The sequence below is a fragment of the Lentilactobacillus kefiri genome (genome assembly GCF_009739535.1).
GTDB lineage: Bacteria > Bacillota > Bacilli > Lactobacillales > Lactobacillaceae > Lentilactobacillus > Lentilactobacillus kefiri.
This window is the reverse complement of sequence record NZ_CP029971.1, coordinates 1174142-1191654: the sequence shown is the minus strand read 5'-3', so window position 1 is coordinate 1191654 and position 17513 is coordinate 1174142. Positions and strand designations below refer to the sequence as shown.

General features: G+C 44.7%; 13 protein-coding genes. 7 read left to right on the top strand and 6 right to left on the bottom strand.

Going from position 1 to position 17513, the window contains the following annotated elements; all coding sequences use genetic code 11:
* Positions 1-272: 272 nt before the first annotated feature.
* From gltB to DNL43_RS05700, 4 genes are all read left to right on the top strand, one after another.
* Positions 273-4736, top strand: coding sequence for a glutamate synthase large subunit (gltB, locus tag DNL43_RS05715; protein WP_056983010.1), 4464 nt, complete (start codon positions 273-275; stop codon positions 4734-4736).
* 11 nt (positions 4737-4747) lie between these two features.
* Positions 4748-6163: a glutamate synthase subunit beta gene (locus tag DNL43_RS05710; RefSeq protein ID WP_056983008.1), complete on the top strand. Its 1416-nt coding sequence runs from the start codon at positions 4748-4750 to the stop codon at positions 6161-6163.
* Positions 6164-6499: 336 nt separating this feature from the next.
* Entirely contained in the window at positions 6500-7648 is a 1149-nt protein-coding gene (locus DNL43_RS05705) for a glycoside hydrolase family 3 N-terminal domain-containing protein (RefSeq protein WP_054768789.1), read from the top strand.
* 97 nt (positions 7649-7745) lie between these two features.
* Positions 7746-8132 (top strand): hypothetical protein, encoded by a 387-nt coding sequence (locus DNL43_RS05700; protein WP_056983006.1) that lies wholly within the window; start codon positions 7746-7748, stop codon positions 8130-8132.
* 55 nt (positions 8133-8187) lie between these two features.
* Here DNL43_RS05700 and DNL43_RS05695 read toward each other — a convergent pair whose 3' ends face one another.
* Positions 8188-9192: an aldo/keto reductase gene (locus tag DNL43_RS05695; protein WP_056983005.1), complete on the bottom strand. Its 1005-nt coding sequence runs from the start codon at positions 9190-9192 to the stop codon at positions 8188-8190.
* A gap of 86 nt (positions 9193-9278) precedes the next feature.
* Between DNL43_RS05695 and DNL43_RS05690 the strand changes: the two genes are divergently transcribed.
* Positions 9279-9707: a MerR family transcriptional regulator gene (locus DNL43_RS05690; RefSeq protein WP_054768790.1), complete on the top strand. Its 429-nt coding sequence runs from the start codon at positions 9279-9281 to the stop codon at positions 9705-9707.
* Between the two features lie 58 nt (positions 9708-9765).
* Here the strand turns inward: DNL43_RS05690 and DNL43_RS05685 are convergent, their stop codons facing one another.
* Both DNL43_RS05685 and DNL43_RS05680 read right to left on the bottom strand, forming a co-directional pair.
* Positions 9766-11565, bottom strand: a complete 1800-nt coding sequence (locus DNL43_RS05685; protein ID WP_056983003.1) for an ABC transporter substrate-binding protein — start codon at positions 11563-11565, stop codon at positions 9766-9768.
* Positions 11566-11781: 216 nt separating this feature from the next.
* Complete coding sequence (locus tag DNL43_RS05680) at positions 11782-12330, bottom strand: SOS response-associated peptidase (RefSeq protein ID WP_235805509.1); 549 nt, start codon at positions 12328-12330, stop codon at positions 11782-11784.
* A gap of 145 nt (positions 12331-12475) precedes the next feature.
* On the opposite strand from DNL43_RS05680, the gene DNL43_RS05675 reads away from it, so the two are divergent.
* Positions 12476-13852, top strand: coding sequence for a hypothetical protein (locus tag DNL43_RS05675; RefSeq protein WP_054768792.1), 1377 nt, complete (start codon positions 12476-12478; stop codon positions 13850-13852).
* A gap of 51 nt (positions 13853-13903) precedes the next feature.
* Here the strand turns inward: DNL43_RS05675 and DNL43_RS05670 are convergent, their stop codons facing one another.
* Genes DNL43_RS05670 through hemH form a run of 3 tightly spaced genes read right to left on the bottom strand, consistent with a single transcriptional unit; the run spans position 13904 to position 16988 of the window.
* Complete coding sequence (locus DNL43_RS05670) at positions 13904-14683, bottom strand: flavodoxin family protein (RefSeq protein WP_056983000.1); 780 nt, start codon at positions 14681-14683, stop codon at positions 13904-13906.
* Between the two features lie 24 nt (positions 14684-14707).
* Positions 14708-16036 (bottom strand): Nramp family divalent metal transporter, encoded by a 1329-nt coding sequence (locus tag DNL43_RS05665; protein ID WP_054768793.1) that lies wholly within the window; start codon positions 16034-16036, stop codon positions 14708-14710.
* Entirely contained in the window at positions 16014-16988 is a 975-nt protein-coding gene (gene hemH / locus DNL43_RS05660) for a ferrochelatase (RefSeq protein ID WP_056982998.1), read from the bottom strand. Before hemH ends, DNL43_RS05665 begins: the two co-directional genes overlap by 23 nt.
* A gap of 180 nt (positions 16989-17168) precedes the next feature.
* Here hemH and DNL43_RS05655 point away from each other — a divergent pair, with 180 nt between their 5' ends.
* Positions 17169-17471, top strand: coding sequence for a hypothetical protein (locus DNL43_RS05655; protein WP_056982997.1), 303 nt, complete (start codon positions 17169-17171; stop codon positions 17469-17471).
* Positions 17472-17513 lie beyond the last annotated feature (42 nt).

Genomic DNA, 17513 nt, shown 5'->3' with positions numbered 1-17513 from the left:
CCCTTTCGTTCATTAACTTGATTATGAGATTGAGATTAAATTAAAATTAACTAAAATAATAAACGTGTCGGCGTCATAACGCAATATCTGATTTTTTATGCATTTCAAAATGAACCGTGTCAACCCCCGTCCTCGTGCGTGTCGGCGTTCTCAAAGAAGGCCAATAAAAATATGCCTAATGAATGAATTTGTAAAAAAAGATTGTTTTATCATCAATTTATAATATTATTAAAGCATATCTAAATTCTAACAAATCCTAAGTAGGTGACAAAATGAGTAAAGTAACACAATCAGAGAAATTGATGTATTCTCCGAAATTTGAACACGACGCCTGTGGTATGGGATTTATTACTCAGGTTGACGGACACCCAAGTCACGAGCTTGTCGAAAAAGCACTGACAATGCTTCAACGAATGAACCACCGTGGCGGTACCGGAGCAGAACCGGATACCGGAGATGGTGCGGGTATCTTAATGTCGATGCCGGACGCCTTTTTCCGCAGTCACATGGCAAAATATGAATTGACGCTTCCAGCCAAGGGGGACTATGCCGTCGCCCAACTATTTTTACCTCATGACGAAGAACAACGTGACGCAATGCTGGCAGCTGTAACGGATCGCATGAAAGATGCCGGCTTCCCAGTACTCTGGACCCGTTCCGTTCCATTCGTTTATGAAAGTTGTGGCCCAGCCGCCCAACAATCAATGCCGGGATTTGCCCAAGTCATTATCAAACGCTCAGTTGACATAAAACCCGGGCAGGATTTTGAAGACCGTTTATATAAACTTAGACGTCAGTTGGAAAAGACTTTTGACCGAAAATCAATGTATATTTGTTCGCTTTCCAGCCGGACAATCGTTTATAAGGGCATGCTGCACGCCTACCAGGTCAGCAAATTTTATTCAGACTTGCACGATCCGGAGATGAAGAGCTGCATCTGCCTGATTCATTCACGGTTCTCAACCAATACCTTTCCAAGTTGGGACCGTGCCCAGCCATTTCGGTTCTTGGCCCACAACGGTGAAATTAATACCTTGAAGGGCGCCGAGAATTGGATGACCAGTCACAACATTGAAATTTATGACGAAGACGATTCTGATTCAGCCAAGCTTGAAAACTGTATGGAATACCTATACCGTCATGGGAGATCAATCCCGCAATCGTTAATGATGATGATTCCGGAAGCTTGGGGCAAAGACGCCCAAATGTCTGATGCTCAGCGGGCGTTTGACGAATATAACGCTTCATTCACGGCACCGTGGGACGGTCCGGCTGCATTGTGCTTTACAGACGGCATCCAAGTTGGGGCATTCCTGGATCGAAATGGATTGCGGCCTTCCAGATTCACATTAACGAAAGATAATTTATTAGTCGTCGCCTCTGAATCCGGGGTTGTGGACATCGCTCCCCAAGATATTGTGGACAAGGGAATCCTCTCACCTGCGCAAATGATTCTCGTTGATACCAGTAAAGGTAAAATCTACAAAACGGCCGATCTCAAGAAAAAGTATTCATCGGCACATCCATATGCCCAGTGGCTGGCAGCCAACCGGCTGACTTTGGACGATCTACCAGAAGTTAAATCCGAACCCAAAGTGACCGGCGATAAGCTGCAAACTCTCTGGCGACGCAACGGTTACACCCATGAAGTCATCGAAACGGCCTTAATTCCAATGGCTAAAAATGGTGGCGAGCCGATTGTCGCAATGGGCTTTGATTCTCCGTTGGCCGTTTTAAGTAAGAAATCAGAATCGTTGTTTACATACTTCAAACAGTCCTTTGCCCAAGTTACCAACCCGCCAATTGATCCGTTAAGAGAAAAAATTGTGATTAGTACGAAGCTCTTTTTAGGCCGGGACAATGACGTGACTCAGGATGCGAGTGCCAACTGTCAAAAGCTCAAGATTGACAGCCCAATCCTGACAGATCAGGAATATGCCAAAATTTCGGCACTTGATTTGCCGACTTTTAAGATTGCCAAATTATCATTGGCTTATGACTTATCCAACACCCAAAACCGTTTGGAACATGTGCTTGAGCATCTGTTTAAACAAGCTGAAAATGCCATTGACGACGGCGCGACCATTCTGATCTTGTCCGATCGTCCGGTGCAAAAAAATCAAATGACCATCCCCGTTTTATTGGCAGTCGCTGGTTTAAATAACTACTTGGTCCGACAAGGGAAAGGCACGGCAGCATCAATTGTCGTGGATACCGCAGAAGCCTGCGAGATTCATCACTTTGCCTGCCTAATTGGCTATGGTGCGATGGCGATTCATCCCTATGGCGCATTTTCCACTCTGGCAGAACGCGGATATGAACAGCAAATTCCAAACTATGCCAAGGCTGCGACAAAGGGTGTTATCAAGATTATGAGCAGAATGGGGATCTCGACTGTGGCCGGCTATAAAGGCGCCCAATTATTTGAGGCAATCGGCCTGGCTGACTCGGTTATCGATCAATATTTCACGGGGACCCCAAGCAGAATTGGCGGAATCGACCTGAATCAAATTGAAGACGAGTACCACCAACGCTACGAATTGGCATTCAGCCGCCACTCAATTGACGACTTGCCTTCAGGCGGAAGCTTCCAATACAAAGCAGATGGCGAATACCATTTATACAATCCAAAATCAATTTACCAATTTCAAAAAGCCGTTCGAACAAATGATTACCAGGAATATCAAAAGTACGCAGCCGAGATGAACCATGATGCGGTGGAAAATCCAACGACTCTCAGATCCATGTGGACGATTAACAAAGCTGGAAACACCCCTGTTCCATTAAGTGAGGTTGAACCGGTCAGTTCAATCGTCAAAAGATTCAAGTCCGGTGCGATGAGTTTTGGTGCTCTTTCACAAGAAGCTCACGAAACGATTGCCATCGCCATGAATAAGTTGGGTGCAAGAAGTAATACCGGTGAAGGTGGTGAGGACCGCAGTCGATTCAAGATTGGCCCTGACGGCCTTGACCGCAACAGCAAGATCAAGCAGGTATCCACCGCGCGATTTGGCGTCAACACCGAGTACCTCATGAGTGCAGACGAAATCCAAATCAAGATGGCCCAAGGTGCCAAGCCGGGTGAAGGTGGCCAACTGCCCGCTGGAAAAGCTTACCCATGGGTCGCAAATATTCGTGGCTCAATTGCAGGGGTTCAGCTGATTTCACCGCCGCCCCATCATGATATCTATTCCATCGAGGATCTGGCTCAATTAATTTACGATTTAAAACAGGTCAATCCCTATGCAATCATCAATGTAAAGTTAGTGTCTTCAACCGGTGTTGGAACAATTGCCGCCGGAGTCGTTAAAGCTGGTGCCAATACGGTTGTTATTTCTGGTTATGACGGCGGTACCGGAGCGGCCCCAAGAAATTCGACCAGAGATTGTGGTCTCCCATGGGAAATGGGCTTGGCGGATGCTCACCAGACTTTGGCACTGAACCACTTGCGCCAACGAACCACGCTTGAGGTTGACGGTAAACTATTAACCGGCCGAGACATTGCGATTGCAATCATGCTTGGCGCCGAAGAGTTCAGTTTTGCTACTCTGACAATGGTTGCCATCGGCTGTATCATGATGCGTAAATGCAACCTGAACACGTGCCCAGTCGGGATTACAACTCAAAATCCAGACCTCAGAAAGCTGTATGCCGGCAAACCGGAACACATCATCAATATGATGCACTTTCTAGCTGAGGATCTAAGAGAACAAATGGCTGAACTTGGCTATCGGACAGTCGATCAAATGGTTGGTCATGGTGAGCATCTCGCGCCACGTTATGTCCCAGCAGGCAAGGCAAAGACGCTAGACTACGGCCGAATTTTAAACAAAACCATTCCAATTGAACGAAAAGTTAAGAATCCGTTTAAACCCAAATATAACTGGCCTGATCTTGATACCTTTGCGAAGACCAGTTTACAGAATGGAAATTCAACCAGTGTGAACCTGCCAATCGATAATACAATGCGGGCTGTCGGTACGAGAATGGGTGGTTGGATCGGTGCTCATTTTGGCAACTATGGTCTAAAACCCGGCGCCATCAAATTCAACTATGTTGGAACTGCCGGGCAAAGTTTCGGTGCCTTTATCACGCAGGGAATGGAAGTCAAGCTGACCGGTGAGGCCAATGACTATGTCGGGAAAGGCCTTTCGGGCGGAAGATTGATTGTTTCCGCACCGATGCAAGCCCGTGACATTTACGCCCGATCACCAATTATTGGAAATGTCGCCTGCTTTGGCGCAACCGGCGGTGAGGCTTACTTCAATGGCCGCGCGGGAGAACGTTTCTGCGTCCGAAACTCGGGTGCCAACGTTGTCGTTGAAGGAATCGGAAACAATGGGTGCGAGTATATGACTGGCGGTGTCGCTGTTATTCTGGGAAGAACCGGCAGGAACTTTGCGGCAGGGATGTCCGGTGGAATTGCCTATGTCTACGATTGGACACATGAGTTTGAGAAGAACTGCAATAAAGAGCTCGTGGATCTTTATTCAATCGGTGAAAATGGGGATGATACAATCCTGTTGAAACTCCTGAAAAAGGATTATCAATACACCGGTTCAGAAATTGCCAAGCAAATTATTGATAATTGGTCGTCCGAGAAACAAACCTTCGTTAAGGTTTATCCTCGTGACTATCACAGAATGAAAGACCTCATTGAAAAATTCACAAAACCAGGTGTTTCTAAAGAAAAAATCATTGAACAGGCCTTTTACACGCCTACTGGTCAGGAATAGGAGGACAGAACATGGCAGATCCAAAAGGATTTCTCAAATACAACCGTAAGGACAATCCGATGCGCCCGATCATGCAGCGAGTGAAGGATTTCGATGCCATGGAATTAGATTTAGGTGACGGTGACCGACGCGAACAAGCGGCCCGCTGTATGAACTGCGGTATCCCGTTTTGTCATCATGGTGTCTTTTATGGTGGTGGCCGTGCCGTCGCCGGCTGTCCGAATGATAATCTAATTCCCGAATGGAATGACTTGGTATACCAGAGCCGTGACCAACAGGCATTTAACCGATTGACCAAAACCAATTACCTGCCTGATATGACTGGAAGAGTTTGTCCGGCACCCTGTGAAGCAGCGTGTGTTCAGGCGCTTAACGGCCCTGGAATTACTATTCGAAACAATGAAAAATTTATTATCGAACAAGGATTTAAATATGGTTGGGTTGTCGACTCTGGTAAACCAGCGCATCGGACAGGCAAAAAAGTTGCGGTCGTCGGCAGCGGTCCCGCAGGTATTTCCGTTGCCTGGCGATTGAATCAACTCGGCCATTCTGTCACTATCTTTGAGCGTGACGACCGATTTGGCGGTCTGTTAATGTACGGTATTCCAAACATGAAACTGCCAAAGTCAATTGTCGAACGGCGGATAGAAACCTTGCGCCAAGTCGGCATCAAGCTGGTTGCCAACACCGAGGTTGGTAAAGACATCTCTCCTGAGGAATTACGCAGTCAATTTGACCGGATTGTTATCTGTACCGGAGCGCGAAAAGCCCGCGACCTGAACGTTGAGGGCCGGGATCTCAAGGGCATTTATCAGGCCGTTGACTATCTGCGATTGGCAACGCAATCCGTCATTAGTAATGGCGTTGCCGCCAACACGATTCTTAAAGGCAAACATGTCCTGGTTCTTGGCGGTGGTGATACAGGAAACGATTGTATCGGGACCGTCATTCGCCAAGGCTGCGCCGGAATCACCCAGCTGGAAATCAACCCTTCGCTGCCAAAAGAGCGGGCCGCTGACAACCAGTGGCCGGAATGGCCGATGGTTCAAAAGAATGGTTATGGCCAAAAGGAAGCCCGGGCATTGTTTGGTAACATTACCAGCTACTCAAAGACTGCCACGGCTTTCTATGGCAGCGGTGGCGTCGTCCAGGAAGCCCGAATTAGTCACGTTAAAAATCATCAACCGATTTCTGGCGGTGAAACCACCATCAAGGCCGACCTGGTCTTACTGGCAATGGGATTCACAGGAGCCGAACAGTGGCTGTTCGATAAGTTCAAAATCACGAAGAAGAACAAGGATTACACGACCAATGATGATCAAGTCTTTGTTGCAGGTGACTGTCGTCGGGGTCCCAGCTTAGTGATCTGGGGAATTCATGAAGGCAGAATGTGTGCAGAAAAAGTTGATGCAAGTTTGAGTGTGTAGAACGCTTTCTCCACTTTTTGAAATCAATCATTAAATAACGGGGGACCGGAAACAACAAGTTAACATGTTGTTTCCGGCCTCCCGTTTTGTATTCTGACTGAAATTCTTATCCTGCAGCATGGTGTCCGCATCTTTACATGCACCCTCTCATTTTGGGTAATCTCTCAAAGGCAACTAGTTCGCAAACCAAACGGAAACCAGTTTCTACGATGATTTAAATATCCCTTACTTGATCATTTAATGAACTGATTTGCAATGGATTCGATTATTTTTGATGCATGTATCATATAATGTTTATATTGACTTTACGACAGTTTATTGAGGAGTGAATTTATCATGGGTATTCATATTAAATCAGCAACAGCATTCGCAGCCGTTGCAGTCGTCGCATGTGGATTGGGGCTTTCAATTCCAAACAGTCACCCGCAAACGATCGCATCGGGAACTCATCACCATCTCACCACCGAACAGAAAATCGACAACCGGATTAAACATATGACCTTAAATGAAAAGATTGGCCAACTTTTTGTCACGGCTGTTTCCAACAATAAAGCCGCAACCAAACACGACATCAAAAAATATCATTTGGGTGGCATTATCTTGATGGGCAATAATTTTGTTGGCACAAAGTCATCGTTTAAGTCACGACTCAAAAGTTACCAGCACAGTGCCAAAATTCCCTTGACCATTTCCACCGATCAGGAAGGCGGGACCGTTTCACGGTTAAGTTCCAATAAGCGGATTTCCGGGCACAGCTACTACCTTTCACCCCAACAGGCACTTCATCGCGGCGGTATGAAGAAAGTTCTCTCCATGTACCGTTATCAGGCAAAGCAGCTGCATTCTCTGGGCATCAATTGGAATTTCGCCCCGGTTGCTGACGTTTCCACCAAACACGGCAGCTTCATTTATGACCGAACAATCGGTAAGGGCTACAAGAAAACTGCCTATTACATTTCAAAGAGTATTCCAACGATTCAAAGCCAGCATGTGGCCGCTACTTTAAAACATTTCCCAGGATATGGTTCCGCTGCCGATACCCATACCGGATCTGCGGGTGTCAACCGCTCATTGAAATCATTTAAAACCAAGGACTTCATTCCATTCAAGGCCGGCATTAAAAATGGTGTCGACTCAGTGATGGTCACTCACATCATCTTGAAGAAAATTGATCCACACAAACCGGCATCCCTCTCAAAGAAAGATATCAGCCTCCTCAGAAATGACTTAAACTTTAAAGGCGTCATCGTATCTGATAGTCTTCAAATGCAGGCCGTTGGCAATTACGCCGTTTCCCACCATTTATATCGTGACGTTGCTGCTTTCAAGGCTGGCAACGATGTCTTGTTGACCAGCGATTACAAGCGGGGCATCCCTCAACTTCGGCACGCAGTGGCCAAGAAACAGATTTCAGTTAAACACATCGATGCTTCTGTGAAGCGAATCCTCACCATGAAAGCAAAAACCGGGTTAAACATTGATTAGAAGGTAAACGAAAATTTTCCGAATTGCCGATTTGTGTGATACATTTAACATGTATAGTGTTTCCGGAATTAACGGAATCCAAGATGAGGTGAAACAAATGAATGAGAAGGAAAAAGCTCAAAATGCCAAGCGGGCCAACATTATGTGGGTCATGATGTCCGTGATGATTTTAGTTGTGATTGCCGGCATCGTCGGCATCATCATGAAGAGTCACCAGACAGGTCAATATAAAGATATGATTCGACAAAGTATTGTCGTTTATAATAAAACCGATCCTGCAAAGACCCTTTCACCCGATAGTAAGACAAAAGTCTACCGGGTACGTAAATCCGGTGACGGCCAGTTGTTCGTTCAACTGAACGGCACCACGCCAAAATTCGTCTATGAAAAGACGCATGGCAAATGGACTTCAGTTGGCACTCAGAAGAAAGCCAACGTGGTTTTGAAATACCGAGCCGTTTACACATCTAATCAGCAAGGATAACTTGAACATATGTATCACAAAGGCAGCCGAGATTTCTCGGCTGCCTTTTGTTGTGCTATTGAATGGGTTTTTGAGTTGCCAAAATGTCATCAATCTTCTTAAGTTCCTCATCAGAGAACTTGAGGTTATCCAACGCCTTCACGTTATCCAGCAGCTGTTCCGGTCGGCTGACCCCAATCAAAACACTGGCAATTTCCGGTTCACGCAGGTTCCAGGCCAACGCCATTTCAGCAAGTGTCTGTCCCCGGTCTGCAGCAACCTGATTTAGCTTCTTAACGGTATTAATAGTTTCATCAACTTGTTTCTCATGCAGGAATGGACTGGTTGATTTGTGGACACGAGAGTCGGCAGGAATGCCATTCAGGTACTTATCAGTCAACAACCCTTGCGCTAATGAGCTAAAGCTGACAGCAGCCTTATGTTCCTTTTTCAATACTGGGAACAGGTCGTTTTCAATATGACGGTCAAACATGTTGTATCGCGGTTGATGAATCACAAACGGCGTGTTCAAATCATTGAAGATCTTGGTAATTTCCGCCGTTTGCTTGCCATCATAGTTCGAAATGCCAATATACAACGCCTTGCCTTCATGAACCAGCTCATCCAAAGCAAGTGCGGTTTCTTCCAACGGTGTCTCAGGATCAAACCGGTGGGAATAGAAAATGTCGACATAATCCAAGCCCATCCGTTTCAAGCTTTGGTTGGCACTGGCAATAATGTTCTTGCGGGAACCCCACTCACCGTATGGACCTGGCCACATGTAGTAGCCGGCTTTACTGGCAATAATCATTTCATCCCGGTAAGGCTTCATATCAGTAGCCATAATCCGGCCGAAGTTCTCTTCGGCACTACCAGGTTCCGGGCCATAATTATTTGCCAAATCAAAGTAGGTAATCCCCAAATCAAACGCCTGGTGAATAATTGCCTTCTGATTTTCAAATGAATCAACACTGCCAAAATTATGCCAGAGGCCTAAACTGAGAGCTGGAATTTTTAAGCCGCTTCTACCAACGCGGTTATAAACCATTTTATCGTAACGATCTTTGGATGCTTGATACATTTCGCCATCTCCTAAATTGTTTAGCTTAAATGTAACACTTCAAGTATACTTGAAGTAAAATTATTTCAACTCAGGGGGCTAATCAATTGGAAACAACCACTGTCAAAACTTATTCCATCACCCAAGTATCCAAAATGTATAATCTACCAACCACGACGCTGCGCTACTATGAGGATCTGGGGTTATTATACGATATTCCCCGGTTAAAGGGTCGCCGGGCTTACACTCAGCAGCACCTCAACCGGCTGGGAGCCATCTGCTGCTTCAAGGATACCGGCATGACGTTAAAGGAACTCCAAGAACTCTTTGAAGCCCAGGACAATGACAATGATCTGACCAAGACCTGTGAGATTCTGGACAACCATTATGAACGGGTGTTGGAACAGTTGGCTCAGCTAAAAAAGAATGAGCGTCATATCAAACGTAAGGTCCGATTTTACCATGATATCAAATCAGCCAAGGAGAATCACACTGAGATGCCTGACTGGGATGATTATCGGGATCGGGATTTTTAATTACTATATTACAAAGGGGTCTGAGAAATATCTCTCAGATCCCTTGAGTTTTGTTCATTTATTTTGGATTTGACGAAGTCAGCTCCAAGTTATCCCAGAAAGTCGGGAACAAGTAATTATTGTAAGCTGCCTGCTTAAAGTTCTTCAGCCGATGGTTAACCGGTGTGAAGCTTAGCAGTGTACTTTGTGGTGCATAAGCAGCCTGCTCGTTCATATATTCCTGCCACTTCTTGAATTGTTTGGTTCGATAGCTTTGATTCCAAGCTTTGCTATTATTCAAACTGTTGAGCAGCTCAGTATTCTTCTTGGTGACAAAATGCCCCATGTTATAGGTGGCATCTTCCCCATAGAATTGAGTTGGGGTCGGTTCGTAAGTTAACTGCCAGCCGCCGACAAAGACATCAATCTTGTTTTGCTTAGGTTCACCCAAGATTGAATAGAAACTATTAATCTCAAGTGGTCGGCCATTGGTCATTTGAACGTTCAAGCCCAACTTACGCCATTGCTGAACCTCGTAACGGGAAATTTCGTTGCTGGCAGCGGAACCCTGCATGGCACCAAAGTGAATCGTCAGTTTCTTGCCATTTGGTTGAACGTACCATTTACCCTTCTTCTTGTAGCCGGCATCCTTCAATAACTTCTTGGCTTTGGCCATGTCATACGGGAACCCGGCTGCTTTGTTGTCGTGATACTTTTTGAAAATGGGTGGGATCAAGGTATTAGGGCGCCATTGAACACCACTGAGAACTTTTTTATTAATCTTATCCAGGTTAACAGCATAAAGCATCGCCTTTCTCAGATTCTTGTTACCCATTTTACTGTGTTTGTACATCACGTTCTTATTCTTTTTGGTGTCAAAGTATCCCACATTAAATCCAAAGTAACCATAACTCAATCCTGGAGCACCGGCTAAAGTATATCCTTTAATATTCTTAACGGATTTGTATTGACTGGCAGGTAGACCCCCAAGGGCAAAATCGAATTTCTTTGCTTTGAAGGCTGCCGCAGCGTTACTTGAAGAAACCACCTGAATATCAATGTGTTTAATCTTTGGTTGTGGTCCCCAGTAATATTTATTTGGAACCCAAGCGGTTGATTCTCCTTGGACTTGATTCTGCAGCTTATAAGGGCCAACAAAAATTGGATGTTTCCGAATTGCCGGTGCAGACGTGAGTTTAGAAATTTTAACATTCTTAATGTGGTTATACGGAACGACTGTCCCCCATAGGAATGAATTGCCGGCATATTGCATGGCTGGTGACAGGTGGGTGTAATGAATCACGACCTGTTTGCCATTTTTGCCATCGGGAAAAGTGATCCCCGAAATGGTCGTCGCCTTACCGGTGTGATAGGCGGCCATCCCTTTAATTGTTGCCATATCAGACGAATACTGTTCAGCAGCCGTATTCTTGTTGCCAATAATTTCATAGGCATACTCAACATCCTTGGCAATCACGGGACTACCGTTGGACCACTTGGCGTTTTTACGAATAGTAATCGTTGCGGTGTTATTCAACCGATCCAACTTGAGATTGGCCAATCCACCATTTACGATTTTGAAATCTTTATTGCTTTTAAACAGTTGATCACCGCCGCCAGGTGAATAAACGTCGGAATCTTCAACATTATCCTGTAAAACTGCCAGGGTAATTCCGGTAAATGGTGCATCAACAACTTCAGCCGCGTTCAGTGTACTATTGTTGCCGGCTTTGGTCGCCTTACCAGTCGCACTATATGTTGTCGGCATTGAAATTGGCTTAGATTGTGATTCGGAGTTCTTATTATTCGAGCAAGCTGCGAATGCAAGCGTCGAAAGACTGACAGCCCCTAACACCAACCACTTCTTAATATTTTTCATGGCAATATCCCCTTCACAAGCGTGAAATTTTTATGAGACTATTTCTAATGCTTTTTTAATTATATAGCTTGTATGTGAGATATTGCAACACGAAAACTGCAAACCAAACAAAAAAGGCCTGAGATTTCTCCCCGACCAGATCCTAGTGATTGCAAAATATTTTTCATTAATTTGGGATTTAGCTCCCACATAGATAATACCACACTATGGTATGTTTTAAACACCCTGTGAACTCAATATAGGCATAGTTGCCGTTAAAAAGCGGTTCGCAAACGTATAATTATTCAACCAGGGTTTAATTTGATCCTTTTTAAGAATTAGCGGCATTCGGTTATGGATTGGCGACACGGACTGATTGGGCTCCGTTGTCAATAAAATACTCTGGGCAGTTCCCTGAAAAACATTGTAAAAACCGCCAATATACAACGGTTCGGGATCCTTACCATAATTAAACCAGTATTTGTCCTTATCTTTGGACCATTCAAAGAAACCAGTCGTTGGATAAACACACCTGCGAGCTTTAAATGAATCAGCAAACATCTTTTTGTCGTTCACCGTTTCCGACCGGGCATTAATAATCAGTTGCCCCGGCTTAAACCCGGGAAATCCCCATTTCATGGCAACAACTTGGACTTGGTGCGTTCCGGGGATTACCAAAGCGGTCTGATCCGACGGGTAAACTTCACCGGTCTTGGGTTGGTACCCATTGCTCGTTGCCAGTTCATATATTCGATTGATTTCCGGATTCTTTTTGGGTTCAAACATGAATCGTCCACACATCGGAATCACCTCACCAAAATTGTAACATTTCATTTCACTTTAAGTTACTGAAAGCGGTAGCGAGTATGAATAATCTATGGTAATATCGATTTAAATTATTCCAAAAGTGTAAACGGGGAGCGAAGCAATTATGAATTCCGAAGAAAAACAATCTCTCATAAAAGCAGTCAATGAAGCTTCTCCTGAAGGACTCAGGCAATTCATAATCAATCAGGCACAATTTGACCCAGCTTTCTTTCAAGACGTCACCGCTCAATTTGGTGATTTGGATACCGACGCCGAGTTTGCGGCTACGAAAAAGATGGTTCAAGCCACCGTGCGTCACAACAAATCTTACGGTTTCATCGATTACCAGGGTTGTATCGTGGTCTGCAACGTCTTGGACGACGTCATCAACAAATACATGCTTCGATTCAGGCAGGGCCACTACCACCACGCAATGAACGGCCTTCTTTTTGTCGTTGAAACCGCGGGTAAAATGCTGAGCAATGCTGATAGCAGTTCCGGTGCTCTCACCGATACATTTGACCGGGTTTACAGTGCCATGAAGAACCTGAGTACCAATATTGCCCCTGAAATCTTGGATTCTCAAAAACAAATTTTGATAAAAGATGCCATCCGGATTTTTAAGCGAAAGTTCTTCTCAGGTTGGGCCGAGGAGCGATACAAATGCATTTTAAATATTCTCCCATTAGTGACAAGCAAATCTGCCAAAACAATTATGACTGCGTCCAAAGCAGTCATCAAATCCACCGATGATGGCTATGACACCAGCCAGTCGAAAATTTACGACAAAATTCTCCAAGCAAGAATCTTGATTCAACTTGGACAAGCTGCCGAAGCTAAACAATTCATGGATGACAACAAGGATATCCCGCAAATTCGAGAAGTTGAAATTCAAGACGCTGTGCACAACAAACAATACCAACTGGCCGAACAGCTTTGTCTTGAGGCTTCCAAGCAGGATCAAGGTTGGCGCCGAATTTGGGAAAAATATCTGATCAAAATCTATGATGCAACAGACCAGCTCCAAAAGCAGGAAGATGTCCTTGAAAGCCGACTGTTCTCAAACTACCCCGATGCGTATGAACCACTCAAACAGCTAATGCAACAAGATCATACCTGGGAGAAACGTTATCCGGGTTTGCTGGCAAAAGCATCGAAGAAATTGTCGCCGGACAATTATGCGTTTATCCTCGCCAAAGAACATGAATTTGCAAAATTAATCAAAGTTGTCATGCAGCATCCGGAACTAACGGAAACTTACAGCCCCGATTTGTATGAAAGTTATCCAGACATCATCAACAAGCTTTATTATCAAAATGTGGTGATGAATGAGAAATATCCCGGTCGCAAGGCTTATCGACGGATGGGTCGGCGAATTAAGCGTTACGCTGAATTTGGCAGTACCGACACGGCCAAAAAGTGGATTAATGAATTGATCGACAAATATCCTTCCCGGCCAGCCTTGGCTGAAGAATTGGAAAAGATCAAAACAAAATTATGAGATAAAAAATGGTTGGAACGAATTTGTTCCAACCATTTTTGAATCTTCCTTTTAACGACGTCGATGCTTTACAAACGTAAAGAAATGAAGGATGCATCCCAGCAACACATAAAAGATAACAACAAATGAGGCATAGCGCCACCAGAAATCAGTAGTGGAAACCAAACGCAAACCAACTTGGATTCCCATCGTTAACAATGCCATCACCGCAACCATAAAGAACAGTTCAATATATCGTTTCAATGTACTATCATCTCTCTTTTGCTCAGTATTCAGGCGTTCGCCCCATTTAAGACATTCCCGTTTCTTGTTTTCAGGTAATGTTTTCATTCCCCATGTGTTGGTTAATACCAACTCATGAATCTTAATCACACCGGCAGCCGACATAACCTTATCAATGGTTCGAAAACTTTGATCGGTTACTCCGGTTACCCAGTTTTCGAATGTCTTGGTAAAACAATCTGTGATGCTTAAGTAATGCTTATTTTTAAAGCGGTCGGGATGGGTGCCACCATCGTGGTCAAAACGAACCAGTCGTTGACGCATGCAGTCAAAAAAGTCTTTCATCTTACCGGCTAAACCACCCCAATATGTAGGTGCCGCAATCACCCAAACATCACTATCAAGCAGCTTCTTTTCCAGTTCGTCTAAAACCGGATCCTTTTTGTCACCCTTGTCCGGTTTAAAAGGATAGTCCTCCAAATAGATCATATCGGTTGTATTCGGTGCTTTGACTGCAGATAAGACGGTTTCAAGCATCATATCAGTTGCACCATCCTGCCGATGCGATCCTAAAATTCCAAGTATTTTCAAATTTAACCCCCCAGTCATTCATCAGTTTAAAATGCGGTATTCCTAAATTGACGCAAGCACAAACTGCAAGTTCAAAATGGTAATGATTGATGTCAATAAATAGCCGATAACTGTGACGTACCGCCGATTAGTGTGGACACCCATCAGATCATGGTTGCTGGTTAATGCAACCATCGGAAACAATGTAAATGGCAATGCAATCGATAACGCAATTTGCGCATAAACAATAATCTCTTCAAAATCATGGTCGTTAAAGCCAACTAGAAATCCAATTGCCAAAATCGGAATCAAAGTCACAAACCTGGTTAGCAGTCGTCGTTCCCACAAGGGCAATCGGATGTGCAGGTACCCTTCCATCACAATTTGTCCAGACAGGGTACTGGTAATTGACGAAATCATTCCTGTAATCAACAACGCAAACGCAAACAGGGTGCTCATTAAAGGACTGGCCAAGCTGCCCACAATTGCCGAACTCTTCAATCCGTTATAAACATCTTGAAACGCGGAAAAGTGACTGTTGGTGTGAAAGAATAACGTACCGCCCAAAACCAGCAGCAATGCATTAATCAAGAACGCGGCCACCAAATGAACATTGGAATCCCATTTTGCAAACCGCAACGCTTCATTAACCTGCTTGGGATTGTGATAATCGTAACGCCGGCTTTGTGCCAGGGAAGAGTGAAGATAAACATTGTGAGGCATAATGGTTGCCCCAACGATCCCCAAGCTCATAATCAGCATCTCATGGTTGGTGACAATGTGGGTTGTCGGTATCAATCCTCCGGCAATCTCAACGATGTTGGGTGTTGCTCTGGTCACTTCAATGCCAAAGATAACCCCGACTATCAGAATCGCTGCCAACACAATAAATTCGATCCTTCGAATTCCAAATCGTAAAAATAATAGCACTAACAAGACATCGAATATTGTCAACAGAATTCCGTAGACCAGCGGCAGACCAAACAATAACTTTAGAGCAATCGCGGTTCCGACAACCCCAGTCATATCCGTGGCCATCATCGCCAATTCATTAATAATCCACAGCGTATATCGGCCCGACTTGGGCACCTTTTGGGCAATTGCCTGAGCAAGGTCCAAACGGGCAACCACTCCCAGCTTGATTGACAGTGTCTGCATGAACATCGCCACCAAAATGGACATCAATAGGACCGAGAGCAGGGCGTACCGGAACTGACTGCCACCAGAAAGCGACGTCAGCCAGTTGCCGGGATCCATATAACCGACAGCGACCAAGGCACCAGGCCCACTATAGGCTAAAAATTTCTGGAGGAATGACGTTTCATACACGCTGGGAACTTCCACACTTTGGTTAATTTCATCGAGGCTTTTATGCGTGGGTTCCTGACTCATTTGTCTGACCTCCCCGAAGTTGTTTAACGCTTATGTCTGCCAGAAAATGACAAAAGTCATTACTGGCATTCATTGGCTTAACTGCATCAAAGACAATCCCGCCACTCGCCTTAAATGTTTGGTAGTTTTGGACATTATTTTCTTCAATCGTTTCCAGACAATCCTCCACGAATGAAGGGGTAACCAACAAGACGTTCCGTTTGCCCATGGCCGCCAATTCCATTAAATAATTTTTCAAGTAAGGTTTCAGCCAGGGCATTGGTCCAAATTTAGACTGGAAAACAGTCTTCACCTTGGATTGAGGGACCTTGGTCAAATACTTCATGACCCCAGCAGTGGTGGCCTCACATTCGCCTTTATAAGGGTCCCCTTTCTTAACCATGGACATTGGAATGCCGTGGTAGCTGAAAATTACGGCATCATAATCCTTTTTGGGGTATGCCTCATCAATCTGCTTTGCCAAAATCTGTTGGTACTTTGGCTCGTCATAAAAATTCTTAATGATGTGGGTCTTAATGCCGGTTGAATGGACCTTTTCAATAATTGTGTCGTGGGTACTTTGCGTGTAATTCGGGAACAGTGGCAAAACAACAATCTGGCTGTCACCATGGTCTTTCATTTCACGCAGGACATCGACAATTCGCGGCTGACCGTAGTTCATAGCGTATTGAACGTCCCAGTCCGGCAAATCATGCTGAACTTTTTGCTGCATGATTTCCGTGTAGGCCGTGAGTGGTGACCCCGCCTTCGTCCACATATGTTGATAAAAGGTTGCGGATCGCCAAGTTCGGGTGGGTAAAATGATCCCACGCAAAATCGGCTGCCAGAACCATTTTGGCAGCGTGACCACGTTTTGATCGCTGAGAAACTCTTTTAAATAAGCTTTCACATCTTTATTACTGGGTGATACTGGTGAACCCAAATTCACGAGTAACAAGCCATTTTTCGTCAAGACGATCCCCTCCTCGCCATATAGTACTTATTTTAGAGGTTTCTCATGTGAAAGACAATTCAAACAGCCCTGAAAGACCCTCACAACGTCAAATATTGGCTCGTTTTAAACTTAATTGACCTTCTGCAATGAAATTGCCGGACATGTTGGGTACAATGGAAGAAGGAAGGACGTGATACCTTGAACGACTCCAAAGAATATCTGGATTTTTTTAACCAGACTTACAAAGACCCCAGCAAGCATAGTGGCTATAGTACAAATAGTAATTTGCGGTTTGAAAGCCGATCAGATGCCCTAGACGTTAAAAACATGCTGATCGAAAAAAGCCCCAGCGCCAAATACTATGATTTTAGCGTGGAGTACATCAACCCTAACAAATCAATGCAGGTCGGCTGGTATATCACCGTCAGAAAGGCTGACAAGCCAACTCAAACAAAACCAGTCAATCATTCTGAAAATAATAATCAACAACCTAAAAAATAAATCAGCCATTTTGCGCAGCTACATAGCAGATCGGCTTGGTTA

Coding starts and splice junctions, on each gene's coding strand:
- DNL43_RS05665 (WP_054768793.1), bottom strand. CDS start 16,036: ATGAGTCAGGAACCCACGCATAAAAGCCTCGATGAAATTAACCAAAGT.
- DNL43_RS05685 (WP_056983003.1), bottom strand. CDS start 11,565: ATGAAAAATATTAAGAAGTGGTTGGTGTTAGGGGCTGTCAGTCTTTCG.
- DNL43_RS05680 (WP_235805509.1), bottom strand. CDS start 12,330: ATGTTTGAACCCAAAAAGAATCCGGAAATCAATCGAATATATGAACTG.
- DNL43_RS05700 (WP_056983006.1), top strand. CDS start 7,746: ATGAATGAGAAGGAAAAAGCTCAAAATGCCAAGCGGGCCAACATTATG.
- DNL43_RS05710 (WP_056983008.1), top strand. CDS start 4,748: ATGGCAGATCCAAAAGGATTTCTCAAATACAACCGTAAGGACAATCCG.
- DNL43_RS05675 (WP_054768792.1), top strand. CDS start 12,476: ATGAATTCCGAAGAAAAACAATCTCTCATAAAAGCAGTCAATGAAGCT.
- DNL43_RS05695 (WP_056983005.1), bottom strand. CDS start 9,192: ATGTATCAAGCATCCAAAGATCGTTACGATAAAATGGTTTATAACCGC.
- DNL43_RS05705 (WP_054768789.1), top strand. CDS start 6,500: ATGGGTATTCATATTAAATCAGCAACAGCATTCGCAGCCGTTGCAGTC.
- DNL43_RS05670 (WP_056983000.1), bottom strand. CDS start 14,683: ATGACTGGGGGGTTAAATTTGAAAATACTTGGAATTTTAGGATCGCAT.
- gltB (WP_056983010.1), top strand. CDS start 273: ATGAGTAAAGTAACACAATCAGAGAAATTGATGTATTCTCCGAAATTT.